We start from the raw sequence: 16,677 nt of genomic DNA on the forward strand, positions 1-16,677 counted from the left end.
CGGCGTCAGTCGCGCGTGAGCTTGCGGTGCGTCACGGCGTGCGGCCGCGCGGCCTCCGCGCCGAGGCGCTCGATCTTGTTCGCCTCGTAGGCCTCGAAGTTGCCCTCGAACCAGAACCACTGGCCCTCTTCGACGTTGCCCTCCCACGCGAGGATGTGGGTGCACGTGCGGTCGAGGAACCACCGGTCGTGGGAGATCACCACGGCGCAGCCGGGGAACTCCTGCAGGGCGTTCTCCAGGCTGGACAGCGTCTCCACGTCCAGGTCGTTGGTCGGCTCGTCGAGGAGGATCAGGTTGCCGCCCTCCTTGAGCGTCAGCGCCAGGTTCAGCCGGTTGCGTTCACCACCGGAGAGCACCTCCGAGGGCTTCTGCTGGTCCGGGCCCTTGAAGCCGAACGCGCTGACGTAGGCGCGCGAGGGCATCTCGTTCTGGCCGACGGTGATGAAGTCCAGGCCGTCGGAGACCACCTCGAACACGGTCTTCTTCGGGTCGATGTTGGCGCGGTTCTGGTCGACGTAGCTGAGCTTGACCGTCTCGCCGACCTTCACCTCGCCCGAATCCGCGTCCTCCAGGCCGACGATGGTCTTGAACAGCGTGGTCTTGCCGACGCCGTTGGGGCCGATCACGCCCACGATGCCGTTGCGCGGCAGGGTGAAGCTCAGGTCCTTGATCAGCACCCGGCCGTCGAAACCCTTGTCCAGGTGGGAGACGTCGACCACGACGTTGCCCAGGCGGGGCGGCGTGGGGATCTGGATCTCCTCGAAGTCGAGCTTCCGGTGCTTCTCGGCCTCGGCCGCCATCTCGTCGTACCGCTCGAGGCGGGCCTTGTTCTTGGTCTGCCGGGCCTTGGCGCCGGACCGGACCCAGGCGAGCTCCTCCTTGAGGCGCTTCTGCAGCTTCTGGTCCTTCTTGCCCTGCACCTCGAGGCGCTCGGCCTTCTTCTCCAGGTAGGTGGAGTAGTTGCCCTCGTAGCCGTGCAGCTTGCCGCGCTCGACCTCGCAGATCCACTGCGCGACGTGGTCAAGGAAGTACCGGTCGTGAGTGACGGCGAGGACGGCGCCCGGGTAGTTCGCGAGGTGCTGCTCGAGCCACAGCACCGATTCGGCGTCCAGGTGGTTGGTGGGCTCGTCGAGCAGCAGCAGGTCGGGCTTGCTCAGCAGCAGCTTGCACAGCGCGACGCGACGCTTCTCACCACCGGAGAGGGTGGTGACAGGCGAGTCTCCCGGCGGGCAGCGCAGCGCGTCCATCGCCTGCTCGATCTGGGAGTCGACCTCCCAGGCGTCGACGGCGTCCAGCTGCTCCTGCAGCTTGCCCATCTCCTCCATGAGCTCGTCGGTGTAGTCGGTGGCCATGAGCTCGGCCACCTCGTTGTAGCGCCGGAGGTTGACCATCGTCTGCCCGAGGCCGTCTTCGACGTTCTCCTTGACCGTCTTCGTCTCGTCGAGCTGCGGCTCCTGCATCAGGATGCCGACCGTGGCCTCCGGGTCCAGGAAGGCCTCGCCGTTGGACGGCTGGTCCAGCCCGGCCATGATCTTGAGGATCGAGGACTTGCCGGCGCCGTTCGGCCCCACGACGCCGATCTTGGCCCCCGGGTAGAACGACATCGTCACGTCGTCGAGAATGACCTTCTCGCCGTGCGCCTTACGCACCTTCTTCATGGTGTAGATGAACTCAGCCACAGTCCCTGCCCTGTCGTCACGCGTACCCGCCCACCGGTGTGCCGGGGGCAAAACGTCTCCAGCCTACCGACTCGCCCGCCGGGCCACGTACCCCGCGGCGACGAGTCCCAGCCCGCCGCGTCCCGGCGCCGCACCGCCCGCGCACATATCCTGGGCGGCATGTCTCAGGTCGAGTACACCGCGTACGTCACCGCGCAGACCGAGTGGACGCGCGAGCAGGTGCTGGAGCACGTGACGGACATCATCCACCGGCGCGAGAACATCCCCCGCGGCGTCGACCTCCGGGTCCGGCTCAGCGACGCCGACGACGACGCAGACACCGGGACCACGACGTGGCGCGTGCACTACACGCTGTCCAGCGCTCGCCGATTCCCGGAGCCGCCGCTCCCGCTGAGCCCCGACTACACGGACGGGCGCCCGCACTCGTAGCCCCGCCGCGGGGCCGGAGCACGGCATCCGGCCGCCTACCCGGAGCCGCGGACCCCGAGGATCAGTTTGCCCACGGCACGGCGCTCGTCGATGGCGATGAGCGCGTCGCTCACCTTCTCCATCGGGTAGACGTCCCCCATCAGCGGCACGATCCCGCCCGCCTCGATCTTCGGCAGCAGTTCCGCCCACTGGCCCTGCAGGTAGCCGGGCCGCACCGTCGCGTACGCGCCCCAGGCCACGCCGACCACGTCGAGGTTGTTGAGCAGGAGCCGGTTGACCTTCACCTCGGGGATCGAACCTCCGGTGAAGCCGATCACGAGGATGCGGCCGTTGGCGGCCAGCGAGCGCAGGGAGTCGGTGAACCGGTCGCCGCCCACCGTGTCCACCACCACGTCGACGCCCTTGCCACCCGTGAGCTCCTTCACCGCGTCCCGGAACCCGTCGGCGAGGACGTACTCGTCGCTTCCGGCCGCGACGGCGGCCGCCCCCTTCTCCGGGGTGGAGGTCACGGAGATCACGCGCCCGGCGCCGAAGGCCTTCGCCACCTGGATCGCGGCGGATCCGACACCGCCCGCGGCGCCGTGCACGAGCACCGACTCCCCCGCCGCCAGCCGGCCGCGACGGAGCAGCGCGAAGTGCGCCGTGAGGTAGTTGAACGGGATCGCCGCGGCGGCCTCGAAGGACAGGGAGTCCGGGATCGGGAACACCGCCTCGGGTGAGCAGGCCACCTGCTCGGCGAAGGCACCGAGGAACGGCAGCGCCGCGACGCGCTGCCCCACCGCGAGCCCCGAATCCTCCGGCGCCGATACGACCGTGCCCGCCACCTCGGCCCCCGGGATGAACGGGAGGTCCGGTTTCACCTGGTACTGGCCCCGGGACTGGAGCACCTCGGGGAAGGCGATCCCCGCGGCGTGGACGTCGATGAGCACTGTCGAGGACCCGGCGTCCGGATTCGGGGCGTCGAGCAGTTCCAGGGACGTGGGTCCGCCGAGCGTCGTGATCTGCACCGTCTTCATGACTGCACAGTAGGCCTCCGGATGGCATCGCACAGGCCGATTCGCCGCGTCTCACGCGCGGACGCGAGGACCGGCGCGAAGCTGGTGACACCGCCGTAACAATCGGGCCCGAACCCGGAAACACCGCGCGGGCACCGTGGCTGCATGGACATCGACACGGTGTGCGGGTACTGCGGCGTGGGCTGCGGCCTCACCCTGCGCGTACGCGACGGCGCGGTCGCCGACTCGGTCGGCGATCCGGCGCACCCCGCGAACCGGGGACGGCTGTGCACGAAGGGGCGGACCACCGTCGACCTGCTGACGGCGGGCGGCCGGCAGAGCCGCGCCGAACTGCGGGAACAGCGCGACGCGGCCCGCAGCACCGTCGATCTGGGGGACGCGATCGCGGCCACCGGGCGACGGCTGCGGGCCATCCGCGACGAGCACGGGCCGGACGCGATCGCCCTGTACGTGAGCGGACAGATGACGCTCGAGGCGCAGTACCTCGCGACCAAGCTGGCGAAGGGGTTCCTGCGGACCAAGTGGATCGAGTCCAACTCGCGGCTGTGCATGGCCAGCGCGGGCACCGGCTACAAGCAGTCGCTCGGCGCCGACGGCCCACCCGGCAGCTACGACGACCTCGATCACGCGGACGTGTTCCTCGTGATGGGCGCGAACATGGCGGACTGCCACCCCATCCTGTTCCTGCGGATGATGGACCGGGTCAAGGCGGGGGCGAAGCTCATCGTGGTGGACCCGCGCCGCACCGCCACCGCCGCGAAGGCCGACCTGCACCTGCCGATCCGGCCGGGCACCGACCTGGCGCTGCTCAACGGGCTTCTCGCCCTCCTCGCGGGGAGCGGCGCGATCGACGAGGAGTTCATCGCGGCGCACACCGAGGGCTGGGACGCGATGGGCCCGCTGCTCGACGAGTATCCGCTGGACGGGGTCGCGGAGATCACGGGCCTCGACGCCGCGGACATCGCGCGCGCGGCCGAGCTCATCGGCGGCGCCGCGAACTGGACCAGCCTCTGGACCATGGGGCTCAACCAGTCCACGCACGGCACCTGGAACACGGTGGCGCTGTGCAACCTGCACCTCGCCACCGGCGCGATCTGCCGCACGGGCTCCGGGCCGTTCTCCCTCACGGGGCAGCCGAACGCGATGGGCGGCCGCGAGATGGGCTACATGGGCCCGGGCCTGCCCGGGCAGCGGACCGCGGGCGACGACGGTGACCGGGCGCACGTCGAGCGCCTCTGGGGCCTGCCGGAGGGCACGATCCGCGCGGAGGCCGGGCCCGGCACCGTCGAGATGTACCGGGCGATGGCCGCAGGTGACGTCAAGGCGGCGTGGATCATCTGCACCAATCCCGCCGCCTCCATGGCGAATCGGTCCACGGTGATCGATGCGCTCCAGGCCGCCGAGCTGGTGGTGGTGCAGGACGCGTACACCGCTACCGAGACGTCGGCGTACGCGGACGTGGTGCTGCCCGCGGCACTCTGGGCGGAGACGGACGGGGTGATGATCAACTCCGAACGGAATCTCACCCGGACCGCGGCGGCCGTGCCGCCGCCCGGTGACGCGCTCCCCGATTGGAAGCTGATCTGCCTGATCGCCGCGGAGCTCGGCTACGGCGACCACTTCGATTATCCGGACTCCGCGGCGGTCTTCGACGAGCTCAAGGGGTTTCACAACCCACGCACGGGCTGGGACCTGCGAGGCGTGGACCACGCGCGGCTCGAACGGGGCCCCGTGCAATGGCCCGCCCCGCCCGGCGCCGCCGAGCGCAACCCGATCCGCTACGTCGACGCGGGGCGCCCCGAGCGCGGCCCCCGCTTCCCGACGCCGTCGGGCCGCGCCCGTTTCCTGCCCCGCCCCTACCTCCCGCCGGCCGAGCTGCCCGACGACGAGTACCCGATGCTGCTGACGACCGGCCGGCTCGCGCACCAGTGGCACACCATGACCAAGACCGGCCGGGTCGCGAAGCTCACCAAGCTCAACCCGGAGCCCTTCCTGCAGCTGCATCCGGAGGACGCGGACCGGCTGGGCCTGCGCGGAGGAGCGCGGGTGCGGGTGTCGAGCCGGCGCGGCGGGGCCACCCTGCCGGTGGCCGTGGACGAGGCCGTGCGCCCCGGAGTCTGCTTCGCCCCCATGCATTTCGCCGACGCCTTCGGAGAGGAGGTGGCCGTGAACGCGGTGACCAACGACGCCGTGGATCCCGAGTCCCTGCAGCCGGAGTTCAAGGTGAGCGCCGTGGCGCTCACGCCGGTCCCGGCGGACCCGGCGCCGCCCGCCGGCGCACCGGCGTCCCCGCTCGCCGCGGCGCTCGCGCCGTACGTGTCGGGGCCCGGCGAGCTCTCCGCGGAGGCGTCCGGCTACCTGGGCGGACTGCTCACGGGCCTCAGCGCCGCGCCACCGTCCGGGGTGCCGGCGGTGCCCGGGGACGCCCCCCTCGCGCCGATCGCCCGAGCCTGGCTCGAGGGCGTGCTGGCCGGCGTGTACGGCGCCGCGACGACGGGCGCGGATCCGTCCTCCTCGTCCACCGTGACCGTCGTGTGGGCCTCGCAGACCGGCACCGCGGAGGGCTACGCCGCCGATTGCGCCGCCGCCCTGCGCAGTTCCGGGATGACGGCGACGGTGATCGGCGCCGAGCAGGTGGCGCCCGCACACCTCACCGGCACCGTGCTGTTCCTCATGGCGACCACGGGCGACGGCGACGCCCCGGACAACGGCGTCGCACTGTGGGACGCGCTGGCCGGCGCGGAGCCGGGCGATCTGGACCGGCTGCGATTCTCGGTCCTGGGCTTCGGGGACCCCTCGTACGCGGACTTCTGCGGCTTCGCCCGCAAACTCGATGCACGCCTGGAACACCTGGGCGCCACCAGGCTCGCCGCACGCGCGTCGTGCGAGCCGGACTACGCCGAGACCGCAGCCGCCTGGCTCGGCTCCGTGGTCTCGGCGCTCGCCCCGGCGGCGGCGCCCGCACCGCAGGCGGCGCCGGAACCGTCGGGGCACTCCCGGGCCAACCCACTCCGCACCCGCCTCCTGGAATCCGAACGACTCTCCGGCGACGGATCGTCGAAGGACGTGCGCCGCTTCACCTTCGAGCTCCCCGCCACCGCGCTGCCGTACCGCGCCGGCGACGCCCTCGGCGTGTGGCCGGTGAACTCCGGTGCCGTGATCGAGGAGTTCTGCGCGCGGACCGGCGTGGATCGCGACGCCGCGGACCTCGACCGCAAGGACCTCACCCGGATCACGCCCGAGCTCCTGCGATTCGTGGCCGAGCGGTGCGAGCACGACGACGAACTACGCGCGGTGATCGACGATCCGACCGGGTTCGCCGACTGGTCGTGGGGGCGCCAGCTCCCCGACCTCCTCGCCGCGCACCCCGTGCACGCCGCACCCGAGGAGTGGGAGGCGCTGCTGCGCCCGTTGACTCCGCGCCTGTACTCCATCTCGTCGAGCCCGCGGGAGCACCCCGACCGCGTCTCGGTCACGGTGTCCGTCGTCGGTTTCGAGCACCGCGGCACCCGCCGGGCCGGGGTGTGCTCCTCGCATCTGTCGGCGCTCCCCGAGGGTGGCGAGGTGGACGTGTTCGTGCAGCCGACCCGCGCCTTCGTGCCGCCGGAGGATCCCGGGACGCCCGCGATCATGATCGGCCCGGGCACGGGCATCGCCCCGTTCCGGGGCTTCCTGCACGATCGTGCCCGCTCGGGCGCGACGGGGCCGAACTGGCTGTTCTTCGGCGAGCAGCACGCGGCGACGGACTTCTACTACCGCGACGAGCTCGACGCCCTCGCCGCGGAGGGGGTGCTGACGCGTCTCGACACCGCGTTCTCCCGCGACACCGACCACAAGGTGTACGTCCAGGACCGGATGCGGGAGAACGCCGCCGAGCTGTGGCGCTGGATCCGGGACGGCGCACACGTGTACGTCTGCGGCGACGCGGCGCGCATGGCCCGCGACGTGGACGAGGCGCTGCGCGGTATCGTCGCCGAACACGGCCACATGGCGCCGCGCAGCGCGGACGCCTACGTGGCGGCGCTGTCCGCCGAACGGAGATATGTGCGTGACGTCTACTGACCACGACGACCCGGCCGCACCCTGTGACGCGGCCGTCATCGTGGCAGGCGGCGGCGCGCACCGGCTGGGCGCCGACAAGCCCGAGCTGGAGGTCGGCGGTAGGCGGTTGCTCGATGCGGCGATCGACGCCGTCGCGGGCGCGCGCACCGTCGTGGTGGGGCCGCCGCGATCGGTGCCGGACCACGTCGCCGTGGTCCGCGAGACCCCGCCGCGCGGCGGGCCGGTCGCCGCGATCGCCGCGGCGCTGGAAGCGGTTCCGCGCGAGGCGGCGACCATCGCGGTGCTCGCCGCGGACCTGCCCGAGGTCGCACCGTCGGACATCGCGCGGCTCGCGGCCCTGCGTGCGGCGTCCGGGGCGCCCGTGGCGCTCGCCGAGGACTTCCGCGGCCGGCCCCAGTACCTCCTCGCCGTCTGGGACGCGGGCGCCCTGCGCAGCGCCGTCGCGTCCCTCGACGGCCCCGAAGGCGCGCCCGTCCGCGCCCTCCTCCCGCCGGACGCCCCGCGGCTGCGGCTCCCCCTGGCCGACGTGGACACCCCCGAGGACCTGGGGCGCGCGCGGTCGGCCCCCGCCGCCGTCAGACGGGCGCTCCGCGCCGCGTTCTCCCCGCTGCCCGCCGCGCGCGGGCCGCTCGTGCCCGGTGCCGTCCTGGCCGAACCGCTCGTCGCGGCCGCGCCGTTCCCGCCGTTCGATCAGTCCGCCATGGACGGCTGGGCGGTCGCCGGGCCCCCACCGTGGACCCCGTCGGCGGCACCGCGCTGGCCGGTCACGACGCACCCCCGCCTGCGGGCCGGGGCCGCGGTGCGGATCGCGACCGGGGCCCGCCTCCCGAACGGCGCGCACCGGGTGATCCGGGACGAGGAGATCGTCCACGGCGCGGGCGAGCTGGACTGTTCCGTTCCGGACCGCAACGACGTGCGGCCGGCGGGATCGGCATGGACCGACGGTGCGCTGTTGGCCCCCGCCGGCACGCGGGTGGACTCCGCGCTGCTGTCGCTGGCGGCCGCCGCGGGCGTGCGCACCGCCGTCGCCCGCGGGCCGGTTCGGATCCGATTGCACACCTCGGGCGACGAGGTCGGGGCCTCGGACGGCACCGGCCTGCCGGAGACCGCGTCCGGCCCCGTCGCCGCCACCCTCGAGGCCATCGGCGCGGAGGTCGTGCGCGGACCGCACCTGCGGGACGCGCCCGCCCCCTTCCGGGCGGCGTTGCTCCCGGGCGACGCGGATCTGGTGGTCGTCATCGGCGCCACCGGCCGCGGCGCCGCCGACCAGCTGCGGGGCGCGCTCGGGGACGCCGGTGCGGCGCTTCTCGTGGACGGCGTCGACGTCCGTCCCGGCGGTTCGGTCCTGGTGGCGACGGTGCCGGACGGCCCCGTCGTGCTGGGGCTCGGTGGCAACCCGATGGCCGCGCTGCTCGGCACCGCGCTGCTCGCCCGCCCGCTCTGCGCGGCGCTCCTCGCCGAGCGACCACGGACGTCGGAACTGATCACGCTCGCGGACCCCAACCCCGACGACCGGTGGCGGATGATCCCCGTCGAACCCGACGGCGCCGGGCGCTGGCGTGTGCCCGCCACCATCGCGACCCCGCACCTGCGCGACGCGGTCGGCCGCCGCGCCGTGGCCCTGCTGCCGCCGCTCGCCCGCCCCGGCGACCTGGTCGAACGCCTCGCCTGAACACCTCCCCGGCTCCTCACACCCGCCGCGGGAAGCGCGTGAGGAAGCCGTGATCGACCGGCAACACGGGGGCACGAGGCCGCAACACCGCCTCCCTACCTTGGGTTCCAACGAGTTCCGCCGAGAGGAGTCTTCAATGGTTGCCGCGCGCACCGTCGTCGTCGTGGGTCACGGCATGGTCGGCCACCGGTTCGTCGAGGCGCTCCGCGCCCGCGACGAGGCCGGGGAATGGCGCATCGTCGTGCTGGGCGAGGAGGCCGACGCGGCCTACGACCGGGTGGGGCTCTCGTCCTACGTCGGCACCTGGGACCGGGGGGAGCTCGCGCTGGCCGGAAACGACTACGCCGGCGACGATCTGGTGGACGTGCGGCTCGGCGGCAGGGTCACCGGGATCGACACCGCCGCGAAGACCGTCACCACCTCCGGCGACGTCATCGCCTACGACGCCCTGGTCCTGGCGACCGGTTCGTACGCGTTCGTGCCGCCCGTCCCGGGCCACGACCTGCCGGGTTGCCACGTGTACCGCACCCTCGACGACCTCGACGCGATCCGCGCCGACGCCGAGGCCGCGCTCGCCCGCGACGAGGGCGCGGTCGGCATGGTGGTCGGCGGCGGCCTTCTCGGTCTGGAGGCAGCGAACGCGCTGCGCACGTTGGGCCTGCGTCCGCACGTCGTCGAGGTGAACCCGAGACTGATGCCGCAGCAGGTGGACGGCGGCGGCGGCGAGCACCTGGCGCGGATGATCGGCGAACTGGGTATCGACATCACCCTCTCCTCCGGCACGACCGACATCGCGCCCGCCGAACACGGTCTCGCCGTGACACTCAAGGACGAGAGCGTCGTGAACGCCGCGGTCGTGGTGTTCGCGGCGGGCGTGCGCCCTCGGGACGAGCTGGCCCGCGAGGCGGGCATCACGGTGGGTGAGCGCGGCGGCGTCATCACCGACCTCGGTTGCGCCACCTCGGATCCCGACGTCTACGCCATCGGTGAGGTGGCCGCGATCGAGGGTCGCTGCTACGGCCTGGTCGGCCCCGGCTACGCGACGGCGGAGGTCGTGGCGGACCGGCTGCTCGGTGGCGACGCGCAGTTCCCCGGCGCGGACATGTCCACCAAGCTCAAGCTGCTCGGCGTCGACGTGGCGAGTTTCGGCGACGCCCTCGGCACCACGCCGGGCGCGCTCGACGTGGTGGTCAGCGATCCGATCGGCGGCACCTACGCCAAGCTGGTGCTCTCCGACGACGCGTCCACGCTGCTCGGCGGCGTGCTGGTGGGCGACGCCTCGCAGTACGGCGTGCTGCGGCCGCTGGTGGGCTCGTCGCTGCCCGGCGACCCCGTCTCCCTGATCTCCCCGGCCACCGGCGACTCCCCCGGAATCGGCGTGGGCGCGCTGCCGGAGTCCGCCCAGATCTGTTCCTGCAACGACGTTTCCAAGGGAACGCTGTGCAGCGCGATCGCCGACGGCTCGTGCACGGTGGCGGAGCTCAAGGGCTGCACCGGCGCGGGCACCTCCTGCGGCTCCTGTGTGCCGCTGCTCTCGCAGCTCCTCGAGGCCGAGGGCGTGACGGTCTCGAAGTCGCTGTGCGAGCACTTCGCCCAGTCCCGCGCGGAGCTGTTCGAGCTGGTGCAGGCGAGCGGTATCCGCACCTTCTCGGGTCTCATCGAGCGCTTCGGCTCCGGAACCGGCTGCGACATCTGCAAGCCGACGGTGGCCTCGATCCTCGCGTCCACCAGTTCCGATCACATCCTCTCCGGCGAGCAGGCCTCGCTGCAGGACTCGAACGACCACTTCCTGGCCAACATCCAGCGCAACGGCACCTACTCCGTGGTGCCGCGGATGCCCGGCGGTGACGTCACCGCCGAGCAGCTGATCGTGATCGGCGAGATCGCCCGCGACTTCGGCCTGTACACCAAGATCACCGGCGGTCAGCGGATCGACATGTTCGGTGCCACCGTCGACCAGCTGCCGCTCATCTGGCGCCGCCTGGTGGACGCCGGCATGGAATCCGGCCAGGCGTACGGCAAATCGCTCCGCACCGTGAAGAGCTGCGTGGGCAGCGACTGGTGCCGCTACGGCCAACAGGATTCCGTGCAGATGGCGATCGACCTGGAGCTGCGCTACCGCGGCCTGCGCTCGCCGCACAAGATCAAGATGGGCGTTTCCGGGTGCGCACGCGAGTGCGCGGAGGCCCGCGGCAAGGACGTGGGCGTGATCGCCACCGAGTCCGGGTGGAACCTGTACGTGGGCGGCAACGGCGGCATGACGCCGAAGCACGCGCAGCTGCTGGCGGGCGATCTCGACCGGGAGACGCTGATCCAGTACGTCGACCGGTTCCTCATGTACTACATCCGCACCGCGGACCGGCTGCAGCGCACCGCCCCGTGGGTCGAGGCGCTGGACGGCGGCATGGACCGCCTGCGTGAGGTCGTGATCGACGACGCGCTCGGCCTCAACGCCGATTTCGAGGCCACGGTGGAGCGGCACGTGGACGGTTACGGCTGCGAGTGGAAGGGCGTGCTCGACGATCCCGACAAGCTCGCCCGTTTCGTCTCGTTCGTCAACGCGCCCGGCGCACCGGATCCCACCGTCGACTTCGGCGAGAAGAACGGCCGCAAGGTGCCCGTGCTCATGGGCACGCCCGCCATCCCGTCCCGGAAGGACTGACCATGACCGCCGTTCCCTTCGACCTGCACCGCTGGACCCGGGACTGGACCGCCGCCTGCCCCGTCAGCCGGCTCGAGCCGCTGCGCGGCGTGGCAGTGCTGCTCCCCGACGGGGCGCAGGTGGCGCTGTTCCGGCTGGCCGACGACAGCATTCGCGCCATCGGCAACATCGACCCGATCGGCCGGGCCGCGGTGATGTCCCGCGGCATCGTGGGCGACCGCGGCGGCTTCCCCGTCGTGCAGTCGCCGCTGAAGAAACAGGCGTTCAGCCTGCTCGACGGCCGCTGCCTGGACGCACCCGATGTCTCGATCCCCGTGTACGACGTGCGGATCGCACTGGACGGCACGGTGTTCGTTGCCAATTCCCCGGAGGTCCGGTTCGGGTTCCGTCCCCGTCCCGTCTCCGCCTGACGGGGAGGTCCGTTCCCCGCGCCCGGGCGCGCCGCATTACTGTCTCCTCTGGCTGACGAAGGAGACACGCGATGGCAGCGCAGCAGGACGGGCGCAGGGACGGTGTGGCCCGGGAACGCGAGAGCGGCCCACTCACGGCGGGGCAGGTGGTGTTCCTGATGAACTCCGTCGCGCCCGACGTGGACGCGTGGGCCGCCGCGGGCGCACCGCACGGGCGGATCAGCCCCGAGGCACTGAGGATCGAGGCGGACGGCCGGGCCCGGCTGACCGGCACGCCGAGCGTCGCCGAGGCGGAGGCGCACGCGGCGCCCGAGATCCTGGCCGGCGCACCGTCGACCATCCGGTCCGAGGTGTTCTCGCTGGCGAGCACGACCTACACGCTCCTCACCGGCCACCCGCCGAACCCGTACGGCTTCGCGACGGTCCGGCGGGCCCGGCCGGATCTGGGCCCCGAGGTGGACGGCGTGATCGCGCAGGCCACGGCGCGCGGCCCCGAGTTCCGGTTCCCGTCCGCCGTGGCGTTCTCCGACGCCCTCGGCTGGGCGCTCGATTCTCCTGCCGTACCGATCGCGCCCGGGGATCACACTCCGGCGGAGCCGGTGCGGTCCGCTGCCTCGGCCGCCGGCGCAGCGGCCACGCGGCCCCGCGAGGTCAAGCAGTTCATTCCCGATGCGGCGCTGCCGTGGATCTTCCTCGTGCTCGTGGTGCTCGCGGCCTGGGGCTTCTTCGCCCTCATCCTCCCCGGCTGACCGAGCGTGCCCGGCCGCGGGCGATCGCCGACGGGGCGGCGGGCTCGAGGCCGGCGTGCGCGCGCCGCAGGCACGCCAGCCGCACCACCGAAGGGTGCAGGCCCAGCGGCTCGGCCACCACATCGGCGCCGGAGTCCCGCAGCCGCTGCTGGAACAGGCCCTCCGCCAAGAGATACGAGGCCACGGCGACGGTGGGCGCACCGTCGGCCCGGACCCGCGCGACGACTTCCGGGACCGAGGGATAGCCCTCGCTCTGCTGACTGGGAGCGGCGAACGCGATCGAGACCCGTACACCGACGAGGGCGGACAGCGCTGCGGCGGTGCGCCGCAACTCGCCCTGCGCGTGCACGTCGCGGGTACCCGCGGCGGCCATCACCACGGCGTCGCCGTGCCGCCACCCGGCCTCCTGGAGCCGGCACAGCATGGCGCGCGCCAGTTCGGGCGACGGACCGAGTGCGTCGGTCACGGTGACCGCGGCGTGTCCGGACTCCTCGACCTCGCGCGGCAGGTCGTGCCGCACGTGGAAACCGCTGGACAGGAAGGCCGGGACCGCGACCGTCGGTTCGTCGCCGAGACTCGCCAGGACCTCGGCGGGTGTGGGCCCGAGGACGTCGACGAACGCCACCCGGACCGTCTCACCGAGGCGGGCGGACATCGCGGCGGCGAGGTCGCCGATCATCGCGACGCCGTGTTCGCTCCGGGTGCCGTGAGCCACGAGCAGGGTTCCCATGGATGCTCCTTCAGTGCTCGTCGAGCGCGAGGCGGTACCCGCGCTTGACGACGGTGGCGACGATCTCCTTGTGCCCCAGCCCCGACCGCAGCCGCGCGACGGCGGCCTCGACGGCGTGCGGGTCGTCCCCGCCCAGGGCCGTGAGCAGGTCGTCCCGGGAGACGACGGTGCCTGGCTCCTTGGTCAGCAGGCGCAGCAGCGTGATCGACGTGGGGGTCAGTTCGCGCCAATCGCCGTCGACGACGGCGCCGCGGGCGCGGATCCCGAGCCGGTGCCCGGCGACCGCCAGATCGGGTCGCCGGGTGGGGAGGTCCTGTTCCACGAGCCGCGCGAGGGCGCCCAGCCGCATCCGCTCCGGTGTCACCGACGTGATGCCCACGCGGTCGAGCGGGGTGGCGGTGACGGGGCCGACGCAGTACGGGACGACGGGGCCGCGCAGCGCGGCGGCGACCGCGCCGTCGAGGCCGAGCTCGGCCGCGCGTTCCAGCAGCGATGCGGCGGCCGGCGCGGAGGTGAACGTGACGGCGTCGACCTCGGCCACGGAGATCCCCTCGACGATCCGGTTCAACCCGGTTCGGTCGGCGGGCTGCTCCCAGCGGTAGACGGGGACCGACACGATCTCGGCGCCGAGGTCGCGCAGCCCGTCGAGCAGGCCCGGATTCGGGTCCCACTCGTCGGTGGCGCCGTGCAGCTGCACGGCCACCCGCTGCCCCGTGAGGTCGCTTCCCGAGAGGTGCGAGAGCACCTCGGCCGAGGACTCCGACGGGGGTGACCATTCCTCGCGCAGACCGGCTGCTCGGAGCGCCCCCGTGGCCTTGGGGCCGCGGGAGATCACACGGCCCGCGCCGAGCGCGGCGAGCAACTGCTCGGCGACGCCCCAGCCCTCCGCCGCCTCGAGCCAGCCGCGGAAACCGATACCGGTGGTGGCCACCAGCAGATCGGGGGGCTCGGCGAGGAGCTCGTCGGTGGCGGCACGGAGCCGCTCGTCGTCGGCCAGCGGCACCATCGAGATGGCGGGCGCGGCGGTCACGGCGGCGCCGCGCCGTTCGAGCATCGTGGTGAGCTCGTCGGCGCGGCGCGCGGCCGTCACGGCCACGGTGAACCCCGTCAGGGGTGCGGCCTGGGCCACGGTCATCGGGCTCCTCTCGCGGGAGGGTTCGGCACGGTCAGGTGTCCACGGAGGTGCCGAGGGTCTCGGCACGACGCGTATCTGCAAGGGTCCCACGCCCGCGGGGTGCGGGAGTGCGCACGTACACCCGCCAGGTCACCAGGGCGGCCACCACGTAGAAGGCGCCGAACACCCAGAAGGCCGTGGTCGCGGTGCCGGATGCCTGGTAGGAGGCCCGCAGTACCAGGTTGATGCCCACGCCGCCGAGGCCGCCGACGGCGCCGGCGATTCCGATCACAGCGCCCGACATGGCCCGCGAGTAGTGCGTCCGGGCGGCCTCGTCGCCCTCGATCGAGCGCGACTTGGCCTCGAACAGGCTGGGGATGATCTTGTACACGGAGCCGTTGCCGAGACCGCTGAGCAGGAACAGGGCGATGAAGCCGAGCACGTAGGCGGCCATCGCCGTGCCGGAGGGGGCGCCGGCGCCCGCCGAGGTGGCCGCGGCGATGAGGACGCCCGCGCCCGCGATCATGCCGCCGAACACGTAGAGGGTGACCCGGCCGCCGCCGATGCGGTCGGCCAGCTTGCCGCCGTAGACGCGGGAGATCGACCCCAGTAGCGGCCCGATGAACGCGATCTGCGCGGCGTGCAGGGACGCCTGCGCGACGGACTCCCCGCCCGCCTTGAACGTGGCCTGCAGGACCTGCCCGAAGGCGAAGGAGAACCCGATGAAGGAACCGAACGTGCCGATGTAGAGCAGGGACACGATCCAGGTGTCACGGTCCTTGACGGCCTTGCGCATGGCGGCCGTGTCGACGGTCGGGACCTGCAGGTTGTCCATGAACAGCGCCGCGCCGATGCCCGCCACGGCGAGCAGCACCAGGTAGATCGCGCACACCCAGTACGGCTGCCGGTTGCCCACGGTGGCGATCACCAACAGCCCCACCAGCTGCACCGCGGGGACGCCGATGTTGCCGCCGCCCGCGTTGAGGCCCAGGGCCCAGCCCTTGAGCCGCTGCGGGAAGAACGCGTTGATGTTGGTCATCGACGACGCGAAGTTGCCGCCACCGAAGCCGGTCAGCGCGGCGCACGCGAGGTACACCCACAGGGGCTGCCCCGGATTCGCGAGGATGAGGATCGTCGCGATCACGGGGATCGCCAGCACGAACGCGCTGAAGATCGTCCAGTTCCGGCCGCCGAAGCGCGCGGTGGCCAGGGTGTACGGGATGCGCAGGCAGGATCCGACCAGCGTGGCGGTTGCGCCGATCAAGAACTTGTCGGCCGTGCTCAGCCCGTACACGTCCTGCGGCATGAACAGCACCATCACCGACCACAGGGACCAGACCGAGAAGCCGACGTGTTCGGCGATCACGGACCACAGCAGGTTGCGCTTGGCGATCTTCTCGCCTCCCGATTCCCACTGCTCCCTGTTCTCAGGATCCCATTCGGTGATCGTGTGTGTGCGCGGCATGGTTGACCTCCCGGAACCGTCGGCGACCTGTTGACCGGCAACGTTAGGGAGACGATGTTGCGCGGCCACTGCCCCGCGTGTCCCGGCGGTGAACTCGTTCTCACAGCCGCACACATCGCACTGTGAGCCCTCCGCGGAATCAGAAGTCCGGGGCCGGACGCGCCGGAACCGGTCGCAGTAGCACCGCGCCGGACAGGTCGTCCGAGGCCTCGCCCACGCGGTCTCCGTCGGATTCGATCGCCTCCCCTCGCTCGGCGGCCGGCGCACCGTCGAGGGAACCCCCGGCCTGGTCCGGGGCACCCGGCATCGCGCGGGTGCGCTCCCCCGCGCCGGCGTAGTGGCTCGAGCAGAGCCGCAGGTTGAGGCCGATCGCGTCGGCCTTGAGGTCGAGCGAGCTGTGCTTGTGGCCGTCGGTCCCGTCGAAGGTCTCGTGCTTGAGCTCACCGTGCACCATGACGGGCCGCCCCTTGGCGATGGCGCCGCGCGCGTTGCGTGCCAGGGCGCCGAACGCCTTCACATTGAGCCACAGCGTGCTGGTCTGCTGCCACGTGCCGTTCTCGTCCACGTAGCCGTTGTTGTGGGCCATCGTGAAGCTGAGGAAGTCGTGGCGCGGATCGCGCTCGGATTCCCGGTAGAACAGCTCGTTCGTCACGAACCCCGCTGCGAAGATCATCACTCCGGGCATGGCG

At 72.5% G+C, this 16,677-nt stretch carries 12 protein-coding genes; 6 read left to right on the forward strand and 6 right to left on the reverse strand.

The window, feature by feature from the left end; translation table 11 throughout:
* Positions 1 to 5 precede the first annotated feature (5 nt).
* Positions 6 to 1,679 (reverse strand): energy-dependent translational throttle protein EttA, encoded by a 1,674-nt coding sequence (ettA, locus tag BN39_RS17290; RefSeq protein WP_019203705.1) that lies wholly within the window; start codon positions 1,677 to 1,679, stop codon positions 6 to 8.
* Between the two features lie 159 nt (positions 1,680 to 1,838).
* Between ettA and BN39_RS17295 the strand changes: the two genes are divergently transcribed.
* Positions 1,839 to 2,108 (forward strand): hypothetical protein, encoded by a 270-nt coding sequence (locus BN39_RS17295; RefSeq protein WP_019203706.1) that lies wholly within the window; start codon positions 1,839 to 1,841, stop codon positions 2,106 to 2,108.
* Positions 2,109 to 2,143: 35 nt separating this feature from the next.
* On the opposite strand, the gene BN39_RS17300 is transcribed toward BN39_RS17295, so the two are convergent.
* Positions 2,144 to 3,124, reverse strand: a complete 981-nt coding sequence (locus BN39_RS17300) for an NADPH:quinone oxidoreductase family protein (protein ID WP_019203707.1) — start codon at positions 3,122 to 3,124, stop codon at positions 2,144 to 2,146.
* A 144-nt stretch (positions 3,125 to 3,268) separates the two neighbouring features.
* Here BN39_RS17300 and BN39_RS17305 point away from each other — a divergent pair, with 144 nt between their 5' ends.
* The 5 genes from BN39_RS17305 (at position 3,269) to BN39_RS17325 (ending at position 12,679) form a co-directional block, all read left to right on the forward strand.
* Positions 3,269 to 7,186: a bifunctional nitrate reductase/sulfite reductase flavoprotein subunit alpha gene (locus tag BN39_RS17305; protein WP_019203708.1), complete on the forward strand. Its 3,918-nt coding sequence runs from the start codon at positions 3,269 to 3,271 to the stop codon at positions 7,184 to 7,186.
* A complete protein-coding gene (locus BN39_RS23290) occupies positions 7,173 to 8,858 on the forward strand; it encodes an NTP transferase domain-containing protein (RefSeq protein ID WP_159103260.1) in 1,686 nt (561 codons plus the stop codon). Before BN39_RS17305 ends, BN39_RS23290 begins: the two co-directional genes overlap by 14 nt.
* Before the next feature lie 136 nt (positions 8,859 to 8,994).
* Entirely contained in the window at positions 8,995 to 11,520 is a 2,526-nt protein-coding gene (nirB, locus tag BN39_RS17315; protein ID WP_019203710.1) for a nitrite reductase large subunit NirB, read from the forward strand.
* Positions 11,521 to 11,522: 2 nt separating this feature from the next.
* Positions 11,523 to 11,930 (forward strand): nitrite reductase small subunit NirD, encoded by a 408-nt coding sequence (gene nirD / locus BN39_RS17320; protein WP_019203711.1) that lies wholly within the window; start codon positions 11,523 to 11,525, stop codon positions 11,928 to 11,930.
* 71 nt (positions 11,931 to 12,001) lie between these two features.
* Positions 12,002 to 12,679, forward strand: a complete 678-nt coding sequence (locus BN39_RS17325; protein WP_040768177.1) for a hypothetical protein — start codon at positions 12,002 to 12,004, stop codon at positions 12,677 to 12,679.
* On the opposite strand, the gene BN39_RS17330 is transcribed toward BN39_RS17325, so the two are convergent.
* The 4 genes from BN39_RS17330 to BN39_RS17345 all read right to left on the reverse strand — a co-directional run bounded on the left by BN39_RS17330 (position 12,663) and on the right by BN39_RS17345 (position 16,673).
* The gene (locus BN39_RS17330) at positions 12,663 to 13,409 is read right to left on the reverse strand and encodes a sirohydrochlorin chelatase (RefSeq protein ID WP_019203712.1); all 747 of its coding nucleotides are present in this window, start codon (positions 13,407 to 13,409) and stop codon (positions 12,663 to 12,665) included. The genes BN39_RS17325 and BN39_RS17330 overlap by 17 nt on opposite strands.
* Before the next feature lie 10 nt (positions 13,410 to 13,419).
* A complete protein-coding gene (locus tag BN39_RS17335; RefSeq protein WP_019203713.1) occupies positions 13,420 to 14,544 on the reverse strand; it encodes a uroporphyrinogen-III synthase in 1,125 nt (374 codons plus the stop codon).
* A 31-nt stretch (positions 14,545 to 14,575) separates the two neighbouring features.
* Positions 14,576 to 15,988 carry a NarK/NasA family nitrate transporter gene (locus tag BN39_RS17340; RefSeq protein ID WP_019203714.1) on the reverse strand — a complete coding sequence of 471 codons (1,413 nt, stop codon included), beginning with the start codon at positions 15,986 to 15,988 and terminating at the stop codon, positions 14,576 to 14,578.
* A gap of 139 nt (positions 15,989 to 16,127) precedes the next feature.
* Entirely contained in the window at positions 16,128 to 16,673 is a 546-nt protein-coding gene (locus tag BN39_RS17345; protein ID WP_019203715.1) for a single-stranded DNA-binding protein, read from the reverse strand.
* Positions 16,674 to 16,677: the final 4 nt, after the last annotated feature.

Source organism: Tsukamurella sp. 1534 (assembly GCF_000312385.1).
GTDB lineage: Bacteria > Actinomycetota > Actinomycetes > Mycobacteriales > Mycobacteriaceae > Tsukamurella.